The organism is Paenibacillus durus ATCC 35681 (genome assembly GCF_000993825.1).
GTDB classification, from domain to species: Bacteria; Bacillota; Bacilli; order Paenibacillales; family Paenibacillaceae; genus Paenibacillus_AQ; species Paenibacillus_AQ durus_B.
This window is the reverse complement of record NZ_CP011114.1, coordinates 3,150,219-3,169,763: the sequence shown is the minus strand read 5'-3', so window position 1 is coordinate 3,169,763 and position 19,545 is coordinate 3,150,219. Positions and strand designations below refer to the sequence as shown.

34 protein-coding genes and 3 tRNA genes are annotated in these 19,545 nt (G+C 49.1%); 28 read left to right on the top strand and 9 right to left on the bottom strand.

From position 1 onward, the window contains the following. Positions 1-164 precede the first annotated feature (164 nt). From pyrF to VK70_RS14680, 5 genes are all read left to right on the top strand, one after another. Positions 165-881 carry an orotidine-5'-phosphate decarboxylase gene (gene pyrF / locus VK70_RS14695; RefSeq protein ID WP_046724297.1) on the top strand — a complete coding sequence of 239 codons (717 nt, stop codon included), beginning with the start codon at positions 165-167 and terminating at the stop codon, positions 879-881. Continuing rightward, the gene (gene pyrE, locus VK70_RS14690; protein WP_025696339.1) at positions 878-1,519 is read left to right on the top strand and encodes an orotate phosphoribosyltransferase; all 642 of its coding nucleotides are present in this window, start codon (positions 878-880) and stop codon (positions 1,517-1,519) included. Before pyrF ends, pyrE begins: the two co-directional genes overlap by 4 nt. Positions 1,520-1,668: 149 nt before the next feature. Beyond that, a complete protein-coding gene (locus tag VK70_RS28570; protein ID WP_169733338.1) occupies positions 1,669-1,833 on the top strand; it encodes a hypothetical protein in 165 nt (54 codons plus the stop codon). An 81-nt stretch (positions 1,834-1,914) separates the two neighbouring features. Further along, positions 1,915-1,991: transfer RNA gene (locus VK70_RS14685), tRNA-Met, on the top strand. 45 nt (positions 1,992-2,036) lie between these two features. Further along, positions 2,037-2,110: transfer RNA gene (locus VK70_RS14680), tRNA-Ile, on the top strand. A 308-nt stretch (positions 2,111-2,418) separates the two neighbouring features. Here VK70_RS14680 and VK70_RS14675 read toward each other — a convergent pair. The 4 genes from VK70_RS14675 to VK70_RS14665 form a co-directional block, all read right to left on the bottom strand. Further along, entirely contained in the window at positions 2,419-2,727 is a 309-nt protein-coding gene (locus VK70_RS14675; protein ID WP_025696337.1) for a hypothetical protein, read from the bottom strand. A gap of 156 nt (positions 2,728-2,883) precedes the next feature. Next, entirely contained in the window at positions 2,884-3,078 is a 195-nt protein-coding gene (locus VK70_RS29550) for a DUF1684 domain-containing protein (protein ID WP_411431706.1), read from the bottom strand. Positions 3,079-3,119: 41 nt separating this feature from the next. Then, positions 3,120-3,782, bottom strand: coding sequence for a hypothetical protein (locus VK70_RS26535; protein ID WP_144415241.1), 663 nt, complete (start codon positions 3,780-3,782; stop codon positions 3,120-3,122). 356 nt (positions 3,783-4,138) lie between these two features. Continuing rightward, positions 4,139-5,050: a hypothetical protein gene (locus tag VK70_RS14665; RefSeq protein WP_025696335.1), complete on the bottom strand. Its 912-nt coding sequence runs from the start codon at positions 5,048-5,050 to the stop codon at positions 4,139-4,141. A gap of 1,017 nt (positions 5,051-6,067) precedes the next feature. Here VK70_RS14665 and VK70_RS29350 point away from each other — a divergent pair. From VK70_RS29350 to VK70_RS14650, 4 genes are all read left to right on the top strand, one after another. Further along, on the top strand, positions 6,068-6,214 hold the full coding sequence (locus VK70_RS29350; protein WP_155986930.1) for a DNA methyltransferase: 147 nt from the start codon (positions 6,068-6,070) through the stop codon (positions 6,212-6,214). Between the two features lie 148 nt (positions 6,215-6,362). After that, on the top strand, positions 6,363-6,620 hold the full coding sequence (locus VK70_RS14660) for a GlsB/YeaQ/YmgE family stress response membrane protein (protein ID WP_025696333.1): 258 nt from the start codon (positions 6,363-6,365) through the stop codon (positions 6,618-6,620). Positions 6,621-6,724: 104 nt separating this feature from the next. Next, positions 6,725-7,087 carry a YmaF family protein gene (locus VK70_RS14655; RefSeq protein WP_025696332.1) on the top strand — a complete coding sequence of 121 codons (363 nt, stop codon included), beginning with the start codon at positions 6,725-6,727 and terminating at the stop codon, positions 7,085-7,087. A 163-nt stretch (positions 7,088-7,250) separates the two neighbouring features. Beyond that, a complete protein-coding gene (locus VK70_RS14650; protein WP_025696330.1) occupies positions 7,251-7,715 on the top strand; it encodes a ferritin-like domain-containing protein in 465 nt (154 codons plus the stop codon). Between the two features lie 271 nt (positions 7,716-7,986). On the opposite strand, the gene VK70_RS14645 is transcribed toward VK70_RS14650, so the two are convergent. Further along, a complete protein-coding gene (locus VK70_RS14645; RefSeq protein WP_025696328.1) occupies positions 7,987-8,433 on the bottom strand; it encodes a NucA/NucB deoxyribonuclease domain-containing protein in 447 nt (148 codons plus the stop codon). Positions 8,434-8,562: 129 nt separating this feature from the next. Here VK70_RS14645 and VK70_RS14640 point away from each other — a divergent pair, with 129 nt between their 5' ends. Beyond that, complete coding sequence (locus VK70_RS14640) at positions 8,563-9,087, top strand: hypothetical protein (protein WP_025696326.1); 525 nt, start codon at positions 8,563-8,565, stop codon at positions 9,085-9,087. Between the two features lie 173 nt (positions 9,088-9,260). Further along, on the top strand, positions 9,261-9,596 hold the full coding sequence (locus VK70_RS14635; protein ID WP_025696324.1) for a YolD-like family protein: 336 nt from the start codon (positions 9,261-9,263) through the stop codon (positions 9,594-9,596). Between the two features lie 99 nt (positions 9,597-9,695). Here VK70_RS14635 and VK70_RS28565 read toward each other — a convergent pair whose 3' ends face one another. Next, positions 9,696-9,851 (bottom strand): hypothetical protein, encoded by a 156-nt coding sequence (locus VK70_RS28565; RefSeq protein ID WP_169733337.1) that lies wholly within the window; start codon positions 9,849-9,851, stop codon positions 9,696-9,698. 140 nt (positions 9,852-9,991) lie between these two features. Here VK70_RS28565 and VK70_RS26530 point away from each other — a divergent pair, with 140 nt between their 5' ends. From VK70_RS26530 to VK70_RS14620, 3 genes are all read left to right on the top strand, one after another. Continuing rightward, a complete protein-coding gene (locus VK70_RS26530; protein WP_324607935.1) occupies positions 9,992-10,363 on the top strand; it encodes a WGxxGxxG family protein in 372 nt (123 codons plus the stop codon). A gap of 184 nt (positions 10,364-10,547) precedes the next feature. Then, positions 10,548-10,633 (top strand) — tRNA-Leu (locus tag VK70_RS14625). A 140-nt stretch (positions 10,634-10,773) separates the two neighbouring features. Continuing rightward, positions 10,774-11,715 carry a tyrosine-type recombinase/integrase gene (locus VK70_RS14620; RefSeq protein WP_025696321.1) on the top strand — a complete coding sequence of 314 codons (942 nt, stop codon included), beginning with the start codon at positions 10,774-10,776 and terminating at the stop codon, positions 11,713-11,715. Positions 11,716-11,846: 131 nt separating this feature from the next. On the opposite strand, the gene VK70_RS28620 is transcribed toward VK70_RS14620, so the two are convergent. Beyond that, positions 11,847-12,230 carry a hypothetical protein gene (locus VK70_RS28620; protein WP_025696320.1) on the bottom strand — a complete coding sequence of 128 codons (384 nt, stop codon included), beginning with the start codon at positions 12,228-12,230 and terminating at the stop codon, positions 11,847-11,849. Positions 12,231-12,480: 250 nt separating this feature from the next. Then, positions 12,481-12,702 (bottom strand): helix-turn-helix domain-containing protein, encoded by a 222-nt coding sequence (locus tag VK70_RS14610; RefSeq protein ID WP_025696318.1) that lies wholly within the window; start codon positions 12,700-12,702, stop codon positions 12,481-12,483. A 165-nt stretch (positions 12,703-12,867) separates the two neighbouring features. Between VK70_RS14610 and VK70_RS28355 the strand changes: the two genes are divergently transcribed. Beyond that, a complete protein-coding gene (locus VK70_RS28355; protein WP_155986929.1) occupies positions 12,868-13,041 on the top strand; it encodes a hypothetical protein in 174 nt (57 codons plus the stop codon). Further along, positions 13,038-13,331: a hypothetical protein gene (locus VK70_RS14605; RefSeq protein ID WP_025696317.1), complete on the top strand. Its 294-nt coding sequence runs from the start codon at positions 13,038-13,040 to the stop codon at positions 13,329-13,331. Before VK70_RS28355 ends, VK70_RS14605 begins: the two co-directional genes overlap by 4 nt. Before the next feature lie 91 nt (positions 13,332-13,422). Here the strand turns inward: VK70_RS14605 and VK70_RS28350 are convergent, their stop codons facing one another. Continuing rightward, complete coding sequence (locus VK70_RS28350; RefSeq protein WP_155986928.1) at positions 13,423-13,746, bottom strand: hypothetical protein; 324 nt, start codon at positions 13,744-13,746, stop codon at positions 13,423-13,425. Between the two features lie 326 nt (positions 13,747-14,072). Between VK70_RS28350 and VK70_RS14595 the strand changes: the two genes are divergently transcribed. The 12 genes from VK70_RS14595 to VK70_RS14535 all read left to right on the top strand — a co-directional run bounded on the left by VK70_RS14595 (position 14,073) and on the right by VK70_RS14535 (position 19,530). Continuing rightward, positions 14,073-14,495 carry a hypothetical protein gene (locus VK70_RS14595; RefSeq protein WP_025696312.1) on the top strand — a complete coding sequence of 141 codons (423 nt, stop codon included), beginning with the start codon at positions 14,073-14,075 and terminating at the stop codon, positions 14,493-14,495. Between the two features lie 208 nt (positions 14,496-14,703). Next, entirely contained in the window at positions 14,704-14,976 is a 273-nt protein-coding gene (locus VK70_RS14590) for a helix-turn-helix domain-containing protein (protein ID WP_025696310.1), read from the top strand. 404 nt (positions 14,977-15,380) lie between these two features. Continuing rightward, the gene (locus VK70_RS26525) at positions 15,381-15,941 is read left to right on the top strand and encodes a hypothetical protein (protein WP_025696309.1); all 561 of its coding nucleotides are present in this window, start codon (positions 15,381-15,383) and stop codon (positions 15,939-15,941) included. A 94-nt stretch (positions 15,942-16,035) separates the two neighbouring features. Continuing rightward, the gene (locus VK70_RS14580; RefSeq protein ID WP_025696307.1) at positions 16,036-16,242 is read left to right on the top strand and encodes a hypothetical protein; all 207 of its coding nucleotides are present in this window, start codon (positions 16,036-16,038) and stop codon (positions 16,240-16,242) included. Positions 16,243-16,369: 127 nt separating this feature from the next. After that, positions 16,370-16,639, top strand: coding sequence for a hypothetical protein (locus VK70_RS14575; protein WP_025696304.1), 270 nt, complete (start codon positions 16,370-16,372; stop codon positions 16,637-16,639). 172 nt (positions 16,640-16,811) lie between these two features. After that, a complete protein-coding gene (locus VK70_RS14565) occupies positions 16,812-16,991 on the top strand; it encodes a hypothetical protein (protein WP_025696301.1) in 180 nt (59 codons plus the stop codon). 13 nt (positions 16,992-17,004) lie between these two features. Further along, positions 17,005-17,343, top strand: coding sequence for a cold-shock protein (locus VK70_RS14560; RefSeq protein ID WP_025696299.1), 339 nt, complete (start codon positions 17,005-17,007; stop codon positions 17,341-17,343). A gap of 7 nt (positions 17,344-17,350) precedes the next feature. Continuing rightward, a complete protein-coding gene (locus VK70_RS14555) occupies positions 17,351-17,800 on the top strand; it encodes a hypothetical protein (protein WP_025696297.1) in 450 nt (149 codons plus the stop codon). Further along, a complete protein-coding gene (locus tag VK70_RS14550) occupies positions 17,790-18,410 on the top strand; it encodes a hypothetical protein (RefSeq protein WP_025696295.1) in 621 nt (206 codons plus the stop codon). The genes VK70_RS14555 and VK70_RS14550 overlap by 11 nt, the downstream gene beginning before the upstream one ends. Beyond that, positions 18,410-18,727: a hypothetical protein gene (locus VK70_RS14545; RefSeq protein ID WP_025696293.1), complete on the top strand. Its 318-nt coding sequence runs from the start codon at positions 18,410-18,412 to the stop codon at positions 18,725-18,727. The genes VK70_RS14550 and VK70_RS14545 overlap by 1 nt, the downstream gene beginning before the upstream one ends. Before the next feature lie 75 nt (positions 18,728-18,802). Further along, positions 18,803-19,081, top strand: a complete 279-nt coding sequence (locus VK70_RS14540; RefSeq protein ID WP_025696291.1) for a hypothetical protein — start codon at positions 18,803-18,805, stop codon at positions 19,079-19,081. 104 nt (positions 19,082-19,185) lie between these two features. Then, positions 19,186-19,530: a hypothetical protein gene (locus tag VK70_RS14535; RefSeq protein WP_025696289.1), complete on the top strand. Its 345-nt coding sequence runs from the start codon at positions 19,186-19,188 to the stop codon at positions 19,528-19,530. Positions 19,531-19,545: the final 15 nt, after the last annotated feature.

Below are 19,545 nucleotides of genomic sequence, written 5' to 3'. Positions count from 1 at the left end.
TCGCAGACCGTTCCGCTGTGCCCGGGCATTTATATGCTATCGATTCGGAAGCGGAAGCTTTCATATTTCAGCGAAGGAGTGTCGTTATGACCGGAGAAAGGCAGCCACTGCAGGGAGCTGCGGCGCAGGATAATACCGTTACACGGGACAAGCAATGGGAGAGCATGGCCAATCGGCTGATGATCCCGCTTGATTACCCGGATGCCGGGCAGGCGAAAGAGCTGATCGGCAAGCTGGAAGGCATCCCGTGCTACATGAAGGTCGGGATGCAGCTGTTCTACGCCGCCGGACCAGATTTTGTCAGAGAGCTGAAGTCTCTCGGCTACTCCGTGTTTCTTGATGTGAAGATGCATGATATCCCGAACACGGTAAAAGGCGGAGCCGAGAGCGTGACCGCCCTTGGAGTCGACATGTTCAACGTACATGCATCCGGCGGCTCAGCCATGATGGCTGCCGCAAGAGAGGGCGTCGATGCGGCCCTGCGCAAGAATCCCGCGCTTGCCCGTCCGCTGGTTATTGCCGTGACCCAGCTTACCAGCACCAGCCAGGCCGTTATGAACGGTGAGATCGGCATTCCCGGCGAGGTGCCGGATACGGTTGTCCGGTACGCGAAGCTCGCCGCAGCCGCCGGGCTGGACGGTGTCGTGGCGTCGCCTCAGGAAGCCGCAGTCATATCGGCAGCCTGCGGCCCAGCCTTCCGCACCGTGACACCGGGCATCCGGCCATCCGGCTCTTCGCTGGACGACCAGAGCCGCGTCATGACGCCGGGACAGGCGATCCGGCAGGGCAGCCACTTCCTGGTCGTAGGACGGCCTATAACAGCCGCTTCTGACCCCCGTCAGGCTGCTGAGCATATTATTAAGGAGATGATTCAAGCGTGAGCCCATTGCTGAATAGAAGTGAACAAATTGCATCTTATCTGTTAAAGATCGAAGCCGTCGCGCTGCGTCCGCAGGAACCGTTCACCTGGACTTCGGGCATTAAGTCCCCGATCTACTGCGATAACCGTCTTACCTTATCGTATCCGGAAATCCGCAGTTATATTGCCGACGCGTTCGCGGAACTGATTGCGGCCGAATATCCCGGCACGGAAGTCATCGCCGGAACGGCAACCGCCGGCATTCCGCATGCGGCCTGGGTCGCGGACAAGCTGAATTTGCCGATGGCCTACATCCGCGACAAAGCGAAGGGACACGGCAAACAGAACCAAATCGAAGGCATCATTGCACCCGGCCAAAAGGTCATCGTCATTGAAGACCTGATTTCGACCGGAGGCAGCTCGATTAAGGCTGCGCAGGCCGTGAAGGAAGCGGGAGGAGAGCCGCTTGCGGTGCTGGCAATTTTCAGCTATGAACTGGATCGTGCAACAGATGCATTCAAGGAAGCGGGCATCCCGCTGCAAAGCCTCTCCAATTACAGCACGCTGATCGACGTTGCACTGGGTCAAGGCAAAATCGTGGCTGGCGATGTCGAGCTGCTTCAGTCGTGGAGACGTGACCCATCCTCTTTTGGAAACTGATTGATTTTGAAGAAACCGTCCGATTGCAGGGCGGTTTTTGTTTTTATGGCGTCGGATCAATGATCTGGATGCCGCAAGTTTTTTGTAAATATGGGCAAGCTAACGGAGAAAGCGGGCTTGATCATTTTATAACAGGGAGAAGAATGCGCATGAACTGGGTATATTTTGCGAGGCTGTTCAGAACCAAATTTCAAGCAGGCTGTCTGGCTAAACGGCTCGAACAGGACGGTTGGATTTACGGCTATCATGATCCGCAGTTGGTAGAAATTTATCGTTCACGCAAAGGGAAATATGGGGTTCGGTTTCTTCCTTGAAAAAGATTAGCTGGAGCTTCTTGACTTACACCATAGTATAGCGTATAATATTTACTGTTGCTGTTTGAATATGATTACTGACGCGGGGTGGAGCAGCCCGGTAGCTCGTCGGGCTCATAACCCGAAGGCCGCAGGTTCAAATCCTGCCCCCGCAACCAATTTTCATAAGAGTTCATCAGCTATTATTTCGGATATTTTGATCAGGGCCCTTAGCTCAGTTGGTTAGAGCGGTCGGCTCATAACCGATTGGTCGGGGGTTCGAGTCCCTCAGGGCCCACTACAATAAAACCCTTGCTGCGCAAGGGTTTTTTGCTGTCCCGGGATTCTTTTTGTAGGGGATGGATGCCTAGACAAGACAGCAACCCCGTTCAGGCATTATGCCTGCCGGGGTATTGTGAACTTCAGCCGTACCGGTTGTACGGAAGGATTCCGCTATCTATTCAGGTTGAAGTCGGAGCGCCGGTTAAATCCTCGATATCCGTTGATCCGAAAATTAGCAAAGCAATAACAATAATGAGAAGAATGTTTCCGGCAAAACTTTCTCCATCGAAGCCGCTCATTAGATTCCCCACCTTTTTCGTGAGATTATTTGCTGTTCCCGGTTTTCTTTTTTAATGCTTCCATAAGATCGTTCAATGTTAGGCTGCCGTTATCATTCATAAAGTTAACCAGCTTTTCGACATTGCTGTCGCTTAAATCGCTTAATTTTTTGTATCTGCCTACCAGGCTGACGAAAAGAGAAGCGTCGGTGTACATTTGTACGGAATCCACTCTAAGTTTTCCGGTCAACAAAAGCGCAGCCACGGTTAATTCAAGCCCTCTACTTTCCTTAAGTGCGGAACCTGTAGTTTTCTTTTTGGAGCTTGAATTTTTGCGTTTTCCGAGAGGAGCCATGATTCTCCCTTCCTCCCTAAGCTTTATCTTGAAAAAGGATAAACTGACGCATCTTCTGTACCACAGTTTATGCTTGCTCAAAGCTTTTTGTGAATAGGGCGATCAGGAAAGAGTAAGGTTAATGCGGTAAACTTAGGGATGATGACAACCGTATATTCAGGCTTTTTGGTTATCTTTTAATAAAGGCTTCTGCTCGCCGGCTTCAATCGGGAATTGAAGTCGATTTTGAGCCGGAGGAAGCGGGCAAGGAAATAACAGAGACTGATTGAAGGCGCAGGGGGGCAGAAAGGCGTAATTGAATTCTAGAACGACTGTTCCATCTGCTTCGGGTTGGATAAACAGAAAACGCAATGCCTCATAGGTTTGACGGCCATTCGTCAAATCCTTGAACGTCAGAACGATTTGATTGAAAAATGCATACGTAACAAGTTCATAGCTTCCCGTTTATTTGAAATCTGATATCCCCTGGGGAGAGCAAATCTTGAGTTAAGCCCTGCTTGATTAAACAGCTCGAAGGATACAGTTCTGTGTTTACCGGGAGACAAGTACGCCGCTTTCACAACCCATTCCGGGTTATAGGGATAGGAGGAGATGCCGTCAAAGTTCCGGATTGCATCAGAGTCTGAATCCCAAATACGAATGCCGTAATTGATTCCGTCCGGCGAAATGACTGTAGCTGTGATCCGATGGATATAACGAATAGCGGACATTAGGGTCACCAGCATGGTGCCGTCCACTATTTTACCGTCCACTTCAATTTTGTCATCAGCAGAGGAGGACAGCAACAGTCCCTGCTGCGGCTCGGAGGCCGAAGACCAAGTGCCGGGGATTTCTGCAAGCGAACAGGGTTCACTAATGAAGTAGCGATTGATCTCCGCCAAAATTCCTTGTGGACCAATTTGCATGTCATCTCCCTTTGTTTGTTTTCCTGCAAAATATACACCATTGTATAGGTTTCCCCGTTTTCTAGGCGAGTCACCCCGCATCGCCGCCAGCTCTGGTTCACTGCATTCCGGGCTGGACTTTGCCTGCAGGCCCTTCGGATTCTTCCTCACGGAAGACACCCTGCCCATCCGACAATCTCTTTGCCGGATGTCTGCTTCGGCTACGGCACTTTAAAGGGTAAAGTTACCGGGTGGATTTGAACCACCTAGATGGTGCGACTGTGAGGCGCACTAAAAAAGCTGCCGAGATCTTCTCGACAGCAGAAATTTGAATTACTAATAATTAACGTTTTGGCTCAATAAATGTATTGTAAGCTAAAATAGATAATATTAACGAAAGCAGAATATCTGTAACAGGCTGATCTGTTTCAAAAATAGAGGCGATAATCAAGAAAATAATTGACCCACCAATCAAAATACTGATAATTTTTAAGTACAAGTTCAGTCACATCCTGTTGGTAATAAAATTAGAGTACTCTGCCCCCACTAACTCTTTGCCAATTATAATTGGCTTTAGTATAAGAAACATTCAGCGAATATCCAGCACCAGTTAGACCTATGTTATTAAAAGATGCAGACGCAGACCAATCATACTGTTTCCAATTATGGTGAAAATCAAGAAGTACTTTGTTTGAGCCTGCTGTACTTGAAGATTTTTTGAAATACATGGTTATTTTACCATTATCGGTGTAATAAATTGGAAATTGTGTTACATAGTAACCATCCCGAACATTAAAAACCACACCGGCTGAGTCTTCAAATCTTTTTGTGATTCTAGAGTCTGTAGTTTGTTGTCCATTATAATCAACATATCCAGTTTGTTGTCCTAATTGATCAAAAGTTTTTGCGTAACTTTTTGTAATGAGGTAACCGGTAGGATTAGTCATTCGAACTGCAGCTAAATCTTCCAAATCAACAGTTAAGTCATATTGATTATCAACCCAATTCCAACTCCCCGTAAAGCAATATACACCAGTAGAAGAGTCGTAGGTAAGTCCATCACTTAAGGAAATATTATCGGACCCTACCATTGGTGTAAAATCTGGAGCAGAATTTGGGACTGGTTCAAAACCATACTTAGATTGAATTTTAATGGTTTTTTCTTCAATCTCTGCTTTAAATGTATTGATAATTTGCTCGATTTCTTCAGCAGATTTCCCTTCAGTTTCTTTTCTTGCTTTTTCCATTTCTTTTTGTTCTAAAGCATTAATTTCTGCATCCAATTTGTTAATTTTTTCATTTGCTTTGTCGGAAACTGTTTGTAATTGTTCGTTTTCAGTTTGTTCAATACTACTTGCATGTACTAAAGAAGTAGAAACTGAGCCTATCATTGCAAACATTACTACACACATTAAAGCTTTTTTTACTACATTCTTCAAATCATTCACTCCTCAAATAATAATTATGTTAGTCGATCAGCTAGTGAAACATGATTTGCAAAACACTTGTAATGAATGATATATAAAAATAGACTACTTCTTTACATAGTAAAGAAGCTAAAATCGTTTATCATCGGACCGTCCAAAGTTGCTGATAAACGATTTTTTTCAAATATCATGCATTCATTCAAATAATTTCATAAACTAATTCGACTTGGAAATCATATCACGAAATTTCACTTATTGTAAACGAGCTTATTTTGTAACTTAATGTCGATATAAGTAGAAAGTTGAGTTCGTGTAGTATTTAGTGAATAATAATCCCTATAGTCCAACTGATTTTCACATGGACACCAGTATACAAAAATATGGAAAACATTAAGGAGTAAAGCTCTTTGGAACGCTGAATTACAAACCGGAAAAGTAGTTTAACAGGAAGACAGGGAAACAATAAAGTGACTTCAAACATAATTTGGAAACGCTTATATAACACCGAATTACTTTACATTATCTTTGACAACTTTTCGCTGCATTCATCACTCTGAGGAAGGGCTGCAGAAATCATGCCAATCTATACTCCCTGGCTTTCGCCAATTGACGAATGTGAAGGGAAACGAGTCATTTTACAAGCGGTTTGAAAAAAGTATTTTGACTACAATTTCGGAAACTCGGTAAAATGGTTTTGTTCTCCTTTGTAACAAAAATCCGTAAATATCTTAAATAAAAAGCAGCGTTTTGTTGCGGACGATAGGCCAACGCCATTCTTTAAAGAGCGTGTGAATTTTTTCATTAATTGTCATTTTATCGCTGAAATGCGTACATATTCAGTCGGAAGTCGCTCATTTTGGGCGGCTTATTTATTTGGAGGAATTAATGTGAAGAGGAAGCAGCAGCGGTTTAAAGACCCGCCTCGGTAGCCGACCAAGTGCCGACTTGTTTTCGCCAACTCGAAGATGAAAACTAATCCAAAAAGGGACTCCTAAGAGCCCTTTTGATGCATTTTCTCCAAATAAGAAAATGTCAAATAGCGTTTTGCAGTTACTGGCCATCCAAATCCGGAACAGCAGCCAAAGCAGGGATGTAGCCGTCGATTTCTTCGGCGGCAGCGGCTTCACGCTGATGACCTGCGAACAGCTTGGCCGGATGCCGGACGATGGAGCTTAATCCGATAATTTGTGATGTTATTAAGCGGCGCTCCAAAAAAGCTGTGAGACATCAAACCAATACTCACTCATCGGGCTGGCCTCAAGCGAAAAAGAGATCACCCATTCCAGCCCCAAACATACCTTGAACATTGAAAGGAGGCGACGGAATGGATCTGCTCTGGGTATTAATTATTGGCGGATTGATTGGATGGTTAAGCGGCAATCTGATTGGCAGAGACGTGCCGGGAGGCTTAGCTGGTAATATCGTAGCTGGATTCGTTGGATCTTGGTTGGGTACAGAATTGCTTGGGAATCGTGGACCGGTAGTAGGAGGATTTTATGTCGTACCGTCGATTGTCGGCGCAATAGTGGCGCTGCTTATTTTTTTCGCGATTGCGCGGGGGGATGGCTACCGAAGACGATAAACGGCATGGATGCCCAAAATAGTTTGGATTCAGCCCAGCACTTATCCATGGCTGCCTTAATAGGATGTGGTGAAGTTGCATAACCTTAAGGAGGAGTACAACGGATGCCAAAGAAACGGCCCACAGTAAAGAAGACAGCCACATCTCCTAAACGGGCACAGAGACATGTCCATGAATTTGAAGGCAGCACTCAACTGGCTGAAACAGGCGCAGACCGGCATAACCATCGCTTTGCAGGCGTTACAGGGCAAGCAATTCGGGTAGGAAAGACTCATGTTCATGAAATTGATTTCGAAAGAACGGATTTCCTGGACCATTTTCATAATCTGAGAAGAATTAGAACGGGACCGGCTATTCCGGTTGGAAATGGGAAGCACGTACATTTTGTAACCGGCCGAACCACATTAGTCGATGGTCATACACACCCATTCAAATTCGCAACATTGATTGAGTCACCTCTTGTCTAACGCCTACGGCTTGACCCTTCGTATGATTAGGTCAATCAGGGATTTCTGGTTGGCCTTTTTTACTGGCTATATTTCTGGGCGGCCATTAGGCACTCTCAGGTCTATGGGTGAATACCCTGTAAACAAGTGGTTCAAACCTCAGTTAAGGCGGTGTCATCCAGCTATGTATTATCAACCTTATATTATTCCCCAGCCTGCGTTAGCCAACTGGCCCTACCATCGCAGCAGCGATATGGTGATTGGGCTTATCCAGCAATCCATTCAAGGGGAACGCAACGATGAATTGTTCTATGATTTTCTCATCAAGCTTGCGCCTACCCAGCAGCAGAAAGAGGTCATTACAGGCATTCGCGATGATGAGAGAAAGCATAGGACGATGTTCAGAACTTTATATACACAATTGACGGGCAAGGCTCCTGCCGTGGCGGACGGAGCTCCTGAACAACTGCCCGCCAGTTATTTGGAGGGGATTGAAAAAGCATTGTTAGGCGAGTTAAAAGCTTTTGAAAAATACCGTACGATCTATCTGCATATCAATCCCCAGTACAGAGATTGGATATTCGAGATTATGACGGACGAGATTAAACATGCAAGTTATTACAACTGGCTGTACGCCAAAAACAAATAGGACATCCGTCAGGAGATCATTTCCAATTGGCCCATGCGTTATACTTTCCTTTGACATATTCTGTGTTGTATTTAATTATAGAGGAGGTTTTCGATCATGGGTGCTGATTGTGGCGGTGTTGGTGGAGCAAATTATGGACCAATGATGTATCCTTGTAATTCGACGGGAGCAATTCTGGTTCTCTTCATCCTGCTTGTTATTATTCTTAAATCCTGTTGGCTCTAGCAGCGAAAACCGGTGCAGCCCCTTCAAGCTTGGCTTGGAGGGGTTGTCATTTGATAGTGAGTTCGATCCGTGTTCCATCCGGGTATTGCTCCAGCTGATTCCCAATCCAACTGCCCGCCCCGCGGTTGTCAGCCGGTGATATGTATGCGATATCCGCGCCCGTTCCGCCTTCTTGGCACATAGCCATAGGCCATTCATCGCGGTCGTAGCTCTTTTTGGTAGGGACGCCTTTTAGCGATTCTTTGCGGTTCTCCTCGGCTCCGCCACGGTCAATCGTACATATTCTGGATTCACCTTTATCAATGGCCTCCTCAATATGCTCTGCCGTCTCCGGGTATTCATCCGCCGGGAAGATCAACTGCACCACCTCCGAATCGGAAGCAGGAGGATTCTCGAAGTTCCAGCCGTTTCTTTCGGCGAGGTAAGACAGCACCAGAAGCAGCAGAATGATGATGAGAAGATAGGTCTTTGGCTTTCGTCTACGCACTTTAATCTCCTTTCTACTTACGGCAGGTACATTTCATTATAATCCATTCGGGAGGTCTGTCACAGAGGATTCCTACTTTTTTCAGTTGCGCATTTCGACAATTTTTTCTATCCTTTTAACAGGAGGGATAGATACATGAGAACAGCCTTACTAGCAGGCGCGGTAATACTACTTGCACTGCTTAGCGCCTGCGGCGGAGGAGCGCCAGCTGCATTGTCCCATGAAGATGTGCAGAAGAGCGTTCAGCAATTTTACGACGAGATGTCGACACTTGATCAGAGTGCGAAATCGTCCCTGGATGATTTTAACGAAGCGATTGCTTCCTACTCGGGAGGCACGTTAACGGCTGATGAGCTGGACAAGGCCATCAAGAAATTTCAGGATACGGCATCCGATTTATCGGACCAGGCTGATGACGCCAAGATTCCATCTGGACTTCCGGATAATGTCGAGAAGCTTCTGGCAGAAGCCAAGGACTCTTTTCAAAAAGCCTATGAGATCAAAAAAGAAGCCTCGGAAAGCGCCGTTTCTCCCGATGTAACCGCCGAACAGTTCGATCAAATGAATAAAAATGCGGACATCGTTATGCTGTACGGCATTTCCAAGCTTAATCAAGCGAGAGAAGCAACCGGGTTGATGGATACGAAGAAAAGCGAATAGACCGGATCAAACCGTCCCGGGTAAGAAGGCGCGCAGCGGCAGCAGCTGTCAGCGCCTTTTTCGCTGTCATTTTTTCCTTGTTGATTCAAGAGCGGAATAGTGGATATAATACAAACATACGTTCCTATGTTGGAGAGCGGAGAATATTTGTTGAAAAAAGGAGGCGACTCCCTTTGGGTAAGAAACTGGAGGGAAACGGACTTTGGGAAAGCAGCCGCATGATGCTGCCTGAGCACAAGCAGCGGATTCTGGAGGAACAGCGGGAGACACTCCGCCGGGAACCGCCCGTGCTCGATGAGCAGAAGCGGGAAGAGATGGAAAGGACGCTGACGCTGTCGCTGCGGGAGCATGTCCGGATAACGGTTATTTTGTTCGATTCTTTTGAGGATGTGCGGCTGAGCGGGTTTGTCACCTCCATCCATGCCCACTCGCGTGAAATCAAGCTGCAATGGGCGGACGAATGGAGATGGATCGGGCTGGACTGCATTATCGACGTGTACCCTGGATGAAATGGGCGGGCTAACGAACGGCCCGGATGACAGTCCGCGCCCGTCTGTTCTTTTTAGTACAAGAATGCTTGCGCTAATCTGTGCGGTTCGGATTTAGGGTTAACGGTCCGTCCCTTCGCTTTTCTCAAAGGCGATCAGCGTAACGGGATTCCCCGTCAATCGCGCGATGTTGGCTTCGGCGCTCCGAATGATCTCGACGGCGTCGTCCTGCTTCTCCAGAGCCGCAATTTTGTAGCTGTCGAAATATATATCCATGGTTGATCCCACCTTTCTGTAAGTTAGTGTTCCCGGCGGCGGTTGAATAATGCGGAATGCCCTGCATAGAGTGGGGCGTATGGGGAGAAGCTAACAGCGACTAACATAAAAGGAGGGACACACCTTTGAAAAAGAAGCTGATGGCTGGCCTTGCGTGCAGCACTGTTTTATCGATGAGTCTGATGGGTGTCGGTTATGCAGAGAGTACATCTGTAGCCGAGGTGGGAAGCGTGACCAGTAACGCTGTTGAAACCAATAGCGGAATGACCGCCAACATGTATCGCGGCGACCAGGTAACCTATCATACCGGTACCACGTACACCAACGACAATACGATGACCGCACCGGGCCGTACCGGCACAGCCGTTACTCCGCTGGGCACTACGCGTACCGGCACATACCGCGCTACAAGCGTGGCACCCCGCACGAACTATTCCAATTGGGGATGGCTCGGTCTGATCGGTTTGTTCGGTCTGGTCGGCATGAGAAACAGAAGCGGCGAACGCCGTTAATTTGGAGTAGGGACAATGGCCCGTATCCGGTGAAGCGCCGGTGCGGGCCATGCCTTTGTCTAAGCGGCAGAAGAGCGGATGTATAGAAAAATAATGATGATAAGAAAAATAATGATTGCGTCAACTCCAGAATCATGATATTATATATCTTGTCGCGTCACGCGCGTAAGTTTATTTTACCCCTGCCGGGGTGGCGGAATTGGCAGACGCACAGGACTTAAAATCCTGCGGTAGGTGACTACCGTACCGGTTCGATCCCGGTCCTCGGCATCCCGCAATAAATCACGGTTGCATCAACGTTAAATGAGCGTCAGGTACACGCTAATCCTGTGTACTTGCGCAGGCACGTTAAGCAGACGCACAGGACTCGATCGCCTCTCCGTTCATTACGAATGGGAGGCGTTTTTGTTTTGGCGAGAATTAAAGCGGTTAAGGCGGATCATTCGTGGGAATCAGCGTTAGGGCGGTTCCTCGAATACAAGCGCGCGGAAAGCTTAGCGGAGCAGACACAGAACGACTATACGCAGCATGTCAGCCGGTTTATGAAGCGCTACCCTAATGCCTGGTCAACATCGGACAGGTTAGCGGAGGCAGCGTTCGAATACCTAGCGGAAGATATCGCTCCGTCTACGTATAATAACCGTCTAGTCTATCTGCGGACGTTCTTTAATTGGTGTGTGGAGCGCGGCATTATCGGTTCAAATCCGATCGCGAACATTAAGAAGCGGAAGGCTGATCCGCGCATTGTAAATATCGACGAAAAGATATTGCGCGAGCTTTTAAAGCTGCCGGATCAAGATAAGTACACAGGACTCCGTGATTATTGTCTCATCCTTATAACGCTGGATTGCGGCATCAGACCGTCAGAAGCTTTCCGTTTGCTGCCAGTAGATTTCAGGGAAAAAGCGGCCGAAATATGTATACCTGCGAAGATCGCCAAGGCGCGCAAAAGCCGGACGCTGCCGCTATCGGGTATGACCGTACGCGCGATCCGTAAGCTGCTGCTCGCAAGGCCTGACGAATGGGGGCCGGACACGCCGATATTCTGTACGTATGAAGGCCGACAGATGAACCGCCATACGTGGGGCGATCGGCTGGAACTGTATAGCGAACAGCTCGGCTTCCGTATACGTCCGTACGACCTTCGGCACGCGTTCAGCTTGGAATATATACGCAGCGGGGCGGGGGCGTTCGGATTGCAGAAGATGCTCGGTCATGGCGGTATGGAGATGACGCGCAGATATGTAGCGCTGGCTAACGAGGATTTAAAAGTGGAGCACGCGAAGGCAAGTCCGCTAAATAAACTGGCGGCTGTCACGAAGAGGAACACGATTATAAAGAAACGTAAATAAAAGGCGCCAGTCTTAGCGGAATCAATCCGTTAGGGCTGGCGCTTTTTCGTCGCCATTTCACCGTAAATCAGCGTGTATTAGCCTGCGTAATCCGTCGGGAGGGTATTCGGTAGGGGAAGCGCGAGAAGGCGCTAAAAAGCCGCCTGGCGTTTAGGTTCCGTTGACTCAGCGGATGGAGCTGCGATTTCGTACGTTAAGGATACCGGTAGGTCTTCGAGGAGTTCGCGCTGCTGGTCGTAACATTTTGTGACAAGGTTGAACCTTCTTATCACCGCTGCAAACCGCAAGCATACGCTGGCCCGCGCCTCACGCTCCGCTTTGAGTGCCGCCTTGACTTCGCGCAACTCGCGTACGGTCATTTCGTCGGGCGTCTTTGTTTCTCCGGATTTCAGCGTATGGCCGCGCGTCCGGTCTTCGGGCGGTAGCGTTGCGATTTCGTAAAGGGCGCGCAGTCCGCGATGTTTGAACGTGCAAACATCAGTAGACCCGGCGTCATCAAATACCGTGATGAACATATGCGCTTGAGTTCGTTTGAAATCAACGTGATCCTCAAGCCACCGAATCCAGCCGCCAACATCTTCTCGCTGCTGTGAGATGAGACGCTCCTCTGGATCGAGGCTATTGGACTTTGCATCACGTACACGTTTTAGTCGATAACCAATCTCGAATATCGCTTCTCCCGCTATTCTTTTGTAAGCGTGTATTTCTCAAAGTCATAAAATTACCTATTATAGGACATTTCATACATGAAAAAGACCGCTACCGTTATTCGGCGCGGTCTTCTTCGTCTTCTATGTATTCGATCAAGTCGCCCGGCTTTACCCCGAGCTTACGGCACAGCTTGTCAAGCGTTGGAAAGTCTATACGATTATTCGCGTTGTTAGCGAGCGCCTTGACTGTGTTCCGATTGATTTCGGTAATCTCCACAATATCCTTCTGTTCTAATCCCCGCGCTTTCATCAGCTTATCAAGCGAAAATCTAATCACAAATATTCCTCCAAATAAATAATTGTAATCTAGTTGACATCATTACAGGTTGATGGTATCTTGTAATCAAGACAACAAGTAATCTAGTTTACATGATATCTTGTTACAATGTTTAATACGAAGATTGTACCATAACGTTTCACCATTATAAAGGAGGATTCCGCAATGCCAAATCTTATTTCAATTCTGACTGCTGTCGAAGTCTCCCCATCACCGTCCCGCGCATGCACCCGCGCTTCCGTTCGTAACCGCCGCGCCTTGATTAAATCCGCTATCTGGACTCTCGCTAAAGCTTCCGCCATCCTTCTCGGCGTATTCGTCCGGGAGGTGTTCCTATGAATAAGATCGTAGTTATCACGGAGATTCATGATATCGAAGAAGGCACCGTACGCAGCGAGTACCCGGGCGTCCTGGTTGACGCAAGACACGCGTTCTACATAGATACCGAGTACAAAACGGTTATCCTTGAGCGCATCGACCGTGTCAACGGTGAGTACCGGACAACTGGCGGTCCCGGTTCGGTCGGCTTCGACCTCGTCGTCGATGATGTCGCGTTCTTTGACCGTATAACGGAAATGTCTGCGGTCGAACTACTGGCCGCGTTGGTCCGTCGTAACGTCTCCGCCTGATGAGATGCGCTGCGGGGCGCTCGAAACCGGGAACTTCCCGGTCGCGGAAATCCGCACTCATATAATAGCCGGCGGGCTTTAAACGCGGAGGTCATTCATGGCAAAAACGATTGAGATTGGATACGCGCGCGATTGCAGAACCGGAAACTTTATCGTCACTAAACTCAATTCCACCTTCCACGCAAACAGCAAGCACCGCCGTCAACAAATCATCGTACTCCCTGGCGCATTTTTCCACGCACTGCCAACCGTAGACCGTAGATCGGTCGCTAATGTAATCGACATCACCGTCAGCCAAGCCGTTGACCTTGGGTTCATTCTCCCGCCAGCAGAAACGGAGGCCGCCGCCTGTGTTAGCGCAGTACCGGCCTAAACCTTCGATGATGACCGCCCGTGCGCTAACACGGACCGCCATGCTTCGGGTAACAACGTAGACGGCGCCAACAGTCTGCGGAACACTATTCCGGCCTCTAGCGCCAACTATTGGCCGGATTCAATTACGCTAATTCCTGCACCTGTACGCTTGGCCGCGCGCAGGCTGCGTTAACATATAGCGGCTGGCAACCGCCTGGCACTGCGGACGACTTCGGCCGGAGCGAATCCGGGAATCGGGCAACGGGTCGTCCGTTTTTCTTTATGGTAGTAATACGGGCTAGGCGAACGTAGGTTCCAATTTTTTGAAAGTTAGATTTACGAATTGCGCTTATCGGGTTATCTTAAATTTACGAAAGGAGGGGCGCAATGGAACCGGGAGAAGGAGCGGTCGAATACGCACGCGAGCTAACGGAAGGGCTTACGCCAAGTGAGGCGCGGCTCGTTATCCGCGATCTGCTTAAACATCCGCCGGCGGGCCCGAAAATAAAGCGCTGCGCAGTCTGCAGCTACTACTTCCGCGATAGGACTCGGCCGGGCAACGCGAAAGTGTGCGGTCCGTCGTGTAAGACCGTACGGAAGACGGAGCAGCGGGCAGACCAGCGCGCGAGACAGGACACAGACAAACCGAATAAGCCGCGCCGATACGATACCGAGGCGTATATGCGGCGGCTGTGGAATTACGAGAAACCGTACGATCCAGACAAGCTGGCGCAGATATATGCGGCCAGAGAGCGGGCGCGCTTGATGGGCGGCGGGCGGAAGAAGCCAATTCGCCGGGTAGACTACTGATTTTTAGCTGGCGACAAAATACATAGGTGAGAGGGCCGGATTAGGCTCTTTTTTGTTTGCGCGTTTACTTATATTTTTGCTGTTTTCATGACCTTATACAACGAAGGGAACTTTAATCGTCTTTGTATCGTCTGCCCGGCGGTATGATGGCGGTCTTTTTATTTATTCACTACGCAAGAAATCTTGCGCAATAAAGGAGGCTAACGCTATGAACATCGACCACACCACCGTTAGAAGGTTGCGGGCGGTATACCGACTCTCCCTTGCGGAAATGGCGGTGCTGCTTGGCGTATCTGAATCGCATCTCTGGCGGGTGGAGAAAGGAGAACGCGCTATTAACGATACAATGCGCCGTAACTGTATTGAAGAGTTTGAATTGAGCGCCGGAAAGCTTGAAAGACTTCTCGCGATCTATGATGAAACGCAATTAGCGCTAACCGCCACACGTCATGTGGGTAACCGCCACACGTCATGTGGGTAACCACCGCGCCACGTGTGGTGTATTAATAATTATTACTAAGAATTATGTAATAAGAATTATATTACCGCGCCCAAATAGAAAGTCACTATTTAGACACGGACGTATTTCATTAGTGATAGGTACACATATATTGAGTGCGCAAAGAAAAAAGACAAAGTCAACACAAAGATTTACCGACCACCACACAACGCGTGGGGGTTACCAGACAAAGGGGGAGAACGATGAGAGAATATCCTATTTTCACACAGCGCATTGCTGGGGAATTGATGGCGCAAGGCCTAAAGTTGGTCCGCACGGAGCCACATAGAAGAAATGCCGCCTTGAATGTATTTATATTCGAGGATTCAGCTACGCTCCGCAAAATTCTCGCGGCAAAAAGTCAAACGAACTAAAGGGGGCCAGTTATGTCCAGTCAAAAACCTTTCCAGTCAAATGTATTTGTTCCGTCAGCAAGAGCGCTCCGGACGCTGTATATGAATATTCCTGGATTCAAGAGCGATCACATTGCGGTGTATGACACGATATACCATTATTGGAACGTTGATTACGGCTACGCATTCCCGCCGTCCTATACAATTCAACTTGAAACAGGCTACGGTGAGACACACGTACGCAAATTAATCGGCGATTTAGTTACTTGGGGATTAGTAGAAGTCCTATCACACGCAAAAGGTGATAATAAGACGTACAACTTAAAAAAGCCAATCGAAGACGATTCCGCTTTTTACCGTAGGTTTCCCGAAGCTCGCGCCGAAGGGGAAGCCCGCCGTACAAAGGCATTGCAACGCGCCAGCCGCCCGAAGCGCTCCCAGCGAACGAAGCTGGTAACGCACGACGGGCCGCGTATTCCGGTAAACACTCCGCAAAGCGCTCCGACATTCGGCGTTCCCACACGCGACCAGGTAGACCAGGTGCTTACGGCAGATGCGGAGGACGAACCAGATTTCGACATAAGTATATTTTAGCGTTTTTGATGTCGTACAGGCGGACGTTAAACGCCAGGGAATTACGCAGGCACAAATTTACGGTAACTGCTGACCGACGAATGGAAGAAACGGAATGTCCAACGCACTCTGGCGCGACGCCGCAGGCAATATCCAAGCGTACACGGAAGACCGCGCGATTCATGCGAAAATCCGCCGCAGCTACGGATTCAAGGTCGCGGCCACTTACTACGAGAAAGGCGAAGTCAGCGCGCTTCAGTACCTCGTACCTGCCGAATATAGCCGCACAGTCCGGCGCATGTTCGGTGTCCAAATTACGTAAAATCAGCGCAAATAAGACGCGCAATAATTCCGGGCGGTAATCTATCGCCGGGCTATTTGGCGTGCCTTATTTCACGGATAAAGCACGCTTGAACGTCAATATATACACGAAAAAGGAGAGACGTAAGATGCACGTTGTTCACGAATTGCGAATCGAAGACGAAAAGGTCCTTGAATCCGTCAGTATTTACGATACGGCGGCCTCGATGAAGCCGCGCGAGACATTGCCGAGGTCTTACGGAATTGAGTTGCTGCGCGATCCGGTACTCTGTGCGGTTGAATCGCTCGCCATCGGCGCAGGGGTAGCGCAAAATATCGACAAGAAAGCCGCTATCACTTTTCGGTCAAATATTCCGGGTGCAGCCGAACTGTTCGCCGAGGAGTGGGCGCGAAGATGAACGAGCGGAAGTTTGACGCAAAGCATTACTGCGGATACTTTCGGCACTCCGATATGACCTGCGCGCTACTGGCCGCAATGGGAAGGACGGACACGCGCTGCAAGGTTTGGCGCGGCGAAGAGTCGGTCGAGTGCCGGCACCTAAAATTCAACGTTGCACGGAGGGGTAAGCGGTGAAAAACGACGTCTATGTAATTTCGATAACACCGTCCGGACACAACCGGATTGTCCGCATGATTGACGTTAGGAACGGCAGACAGCGCGAACTTACATACGGCGATTCCGTCACCGAGCGTTGGATACGGTTCATGGCTCCGCGATTGTGGAGGTCAGCAAAGCCAATCAAACAATGAGGAGAAATGTACAATGACACTTTACCCAAAAGCAAACACATGGGCGGGAGGTACAGGGACAGGAGATGAAATCCCGGGTATTATCCCGTCAATCGCGCTAAGCCCACGCGCACCGAAGAAAGAACGCGTGAAAGCAGGTCCGCAGCGGCTTCGTGGCATAGTGAAGCGGTTTGACACAGAAAAGAGCTTTGGATTTATCGGAGTGAAAGGCGGAAGAGACGTCTTCTTCCACATTTCCGCCGCCGGCGACTCGGATACAGCGAACTTCTTTCCGGGTGAGCGCGTGGTCTTTGAACGCGGAGAGGATAAGCGGGGCCGGGTATGCGCGACATATGTCAGATTAGCGGAGTGAGCTAGACATGCGTCCGCTGATAATTGTCGAAACGGCGGCCTTCGAAACTATGACGTTCCTTTCCGCGCAGCTTTACGGTGAGGACGGCCATTTGCTGGATTCCGTTACCTGGCCGTGGCCGTACGGTACAGACGCTTCAATCGCAGTTGAGGCGGCGCGGGAACTAGCGGAAGCACACCAGTTCGAGACGTTCGACCTCTGGACGGCAAATACCGAAATCTATGCGGCTTGCCTGGCGGTGGCTGGCGTGGCTGCAGCGATCAAACACCCGTCAGATACAATGTCCGCCCGCCGCGCTGTCGAGGATAATCGCGATATTCTGATAGAGCTTTACGGGATCAAGCCGACAGCACCGCCTATTCCGTTGCCTCCGTTACCACGCTGGCGTGTGATGATTGGACGGCATGTTCGGGCCTTACTAAAAATAATCGAGGGGAATGGTAAGTATGAGATTTGAAATGATTGATAATTACGTGAGAGATCGACAAGAAATTTGCGATAAGCAAGCGGCAGCCCAGCTCGAACGGGACAGCGCCCTCGAAACTACCCAAGCTCTGAAAGCGGAGTATGAGGCAATTATTCGAGAGTCTCTTTACTCAGGAGAAGACGTTAGTTCTAAACTCGACGCAGTCTCTGACAAGATCGTAGAAGCGGAGCGAGTATTTCTCCGCAAGGATACGGAATCAAGAATAGCGCAAACTGCCTTTTCCGCAAAAACAACGCCGGAGGATGTAGTCACGGCTTGGAATGCTGATTTCCAACCTCGTTATTTTGCGGAGCTCATTCAACCCGCGCGAGACGAGCTCCTCTCCGCAAAGCTGGCTTATATCGACGCATACACGGCGTACCGCAAGGCTGTGCGAGAGTTTGACGATGAGAAGGACGCGGTACTTAATACGATGTACCCCGGAAGATGGCCGCAGCCTCATCGTTACGAGATGCGCGAAGTCGGATTTGCTAATGTCAATGAGGGCGACACACACCGGATTACTGGCGCTGACCTATACGATTTAGATAACGGACGTACCGTCCAAAGTGTTCTGCACGTGAAGCGAGGTGACAAGTAATGCATAAAGTAGCGACAGGTTTACGCGGCAAATTACAGAACGGCGATACCTTGACGGCTGATGACGTCCAGGAAGCGCGAATATATGCTGAACGCTACCCTTCACCAACCAACCTTGCCCTGTACTCGCAAATCAAACGCGATTACGAAAACCCATCGGAACGGCCGGCTCCTGCGCCGGAACCGCCGAAGGTTACCGCTGAGGACGTAGAAGCAGCGCGGGTAGCAGCTCAGCGCAATCCAACGCCGGCAGTAATTGCGCGATGGGCGCTTGCAAAACGCGAATACGAAAGGGGAACCGCAGATGAGAGTAATTAATCACGATACGAATAATCACGGAAGGGCTGGCGCATTTAAACGCCGGCTCTTTTCAAATAAAAGGGGGATGAGCAATTGAGCTTATGTGTATCTATTTATACAAAAGGTCAGATTTATGTATTCGCAGACGGTCGTATCTCAGCGAACAGCAGAGGGGTCAATTACTTGGTAACGGACACTTATCCGAAAGCGCGCTGCATCGGGGATAAGGTCATTTTTACAACGGGAATGGTCGCGATTGCGGAGCAGTTCTTTCGGTTACTTAAGCCGGAAAGCACGCTTAACGACATTCAACGAATCGCGCGGCAGGTATATAGCCAGTTTAAACGAACTAACGAAGGTAATGCGGAGTAACAGGCACAAGTGACCAAACGGTTGACGTCACTGGATATAAGCACGTCAAGCTGACTCATGGCTGGCCCCGAATTAGCTACGTCAAAGGCGGCGCTCCCTGCGAGATGGCCGGATTTAACGGCGTACTACCGCTTCCCGAGGGATTAACGTCTATTACCGTCAAAACCGAACCGTTCCCGCATTTCTGGCGGATGGAATGTCTCGATTTTATCCCGGTAGGGACGGGCGACGAATTGCGCATTACAAAGCACGACAATGGTCAGTACAGTGTGACCGGAGATCATACGGTGATACTGCTAGGGCAGAACGTTGATCCAAGTACGGTAGATATTAGCGGAATACGGCCGGACTTAGACGCGCTCGGTCGATTGTTTAACGAGGCGTTATTTTCGCAGACGGCAACGGATGCCGCTAGATACTTAAAACTCAAAGCGAAGTTAATCGGATAAACAGAAACATAACGG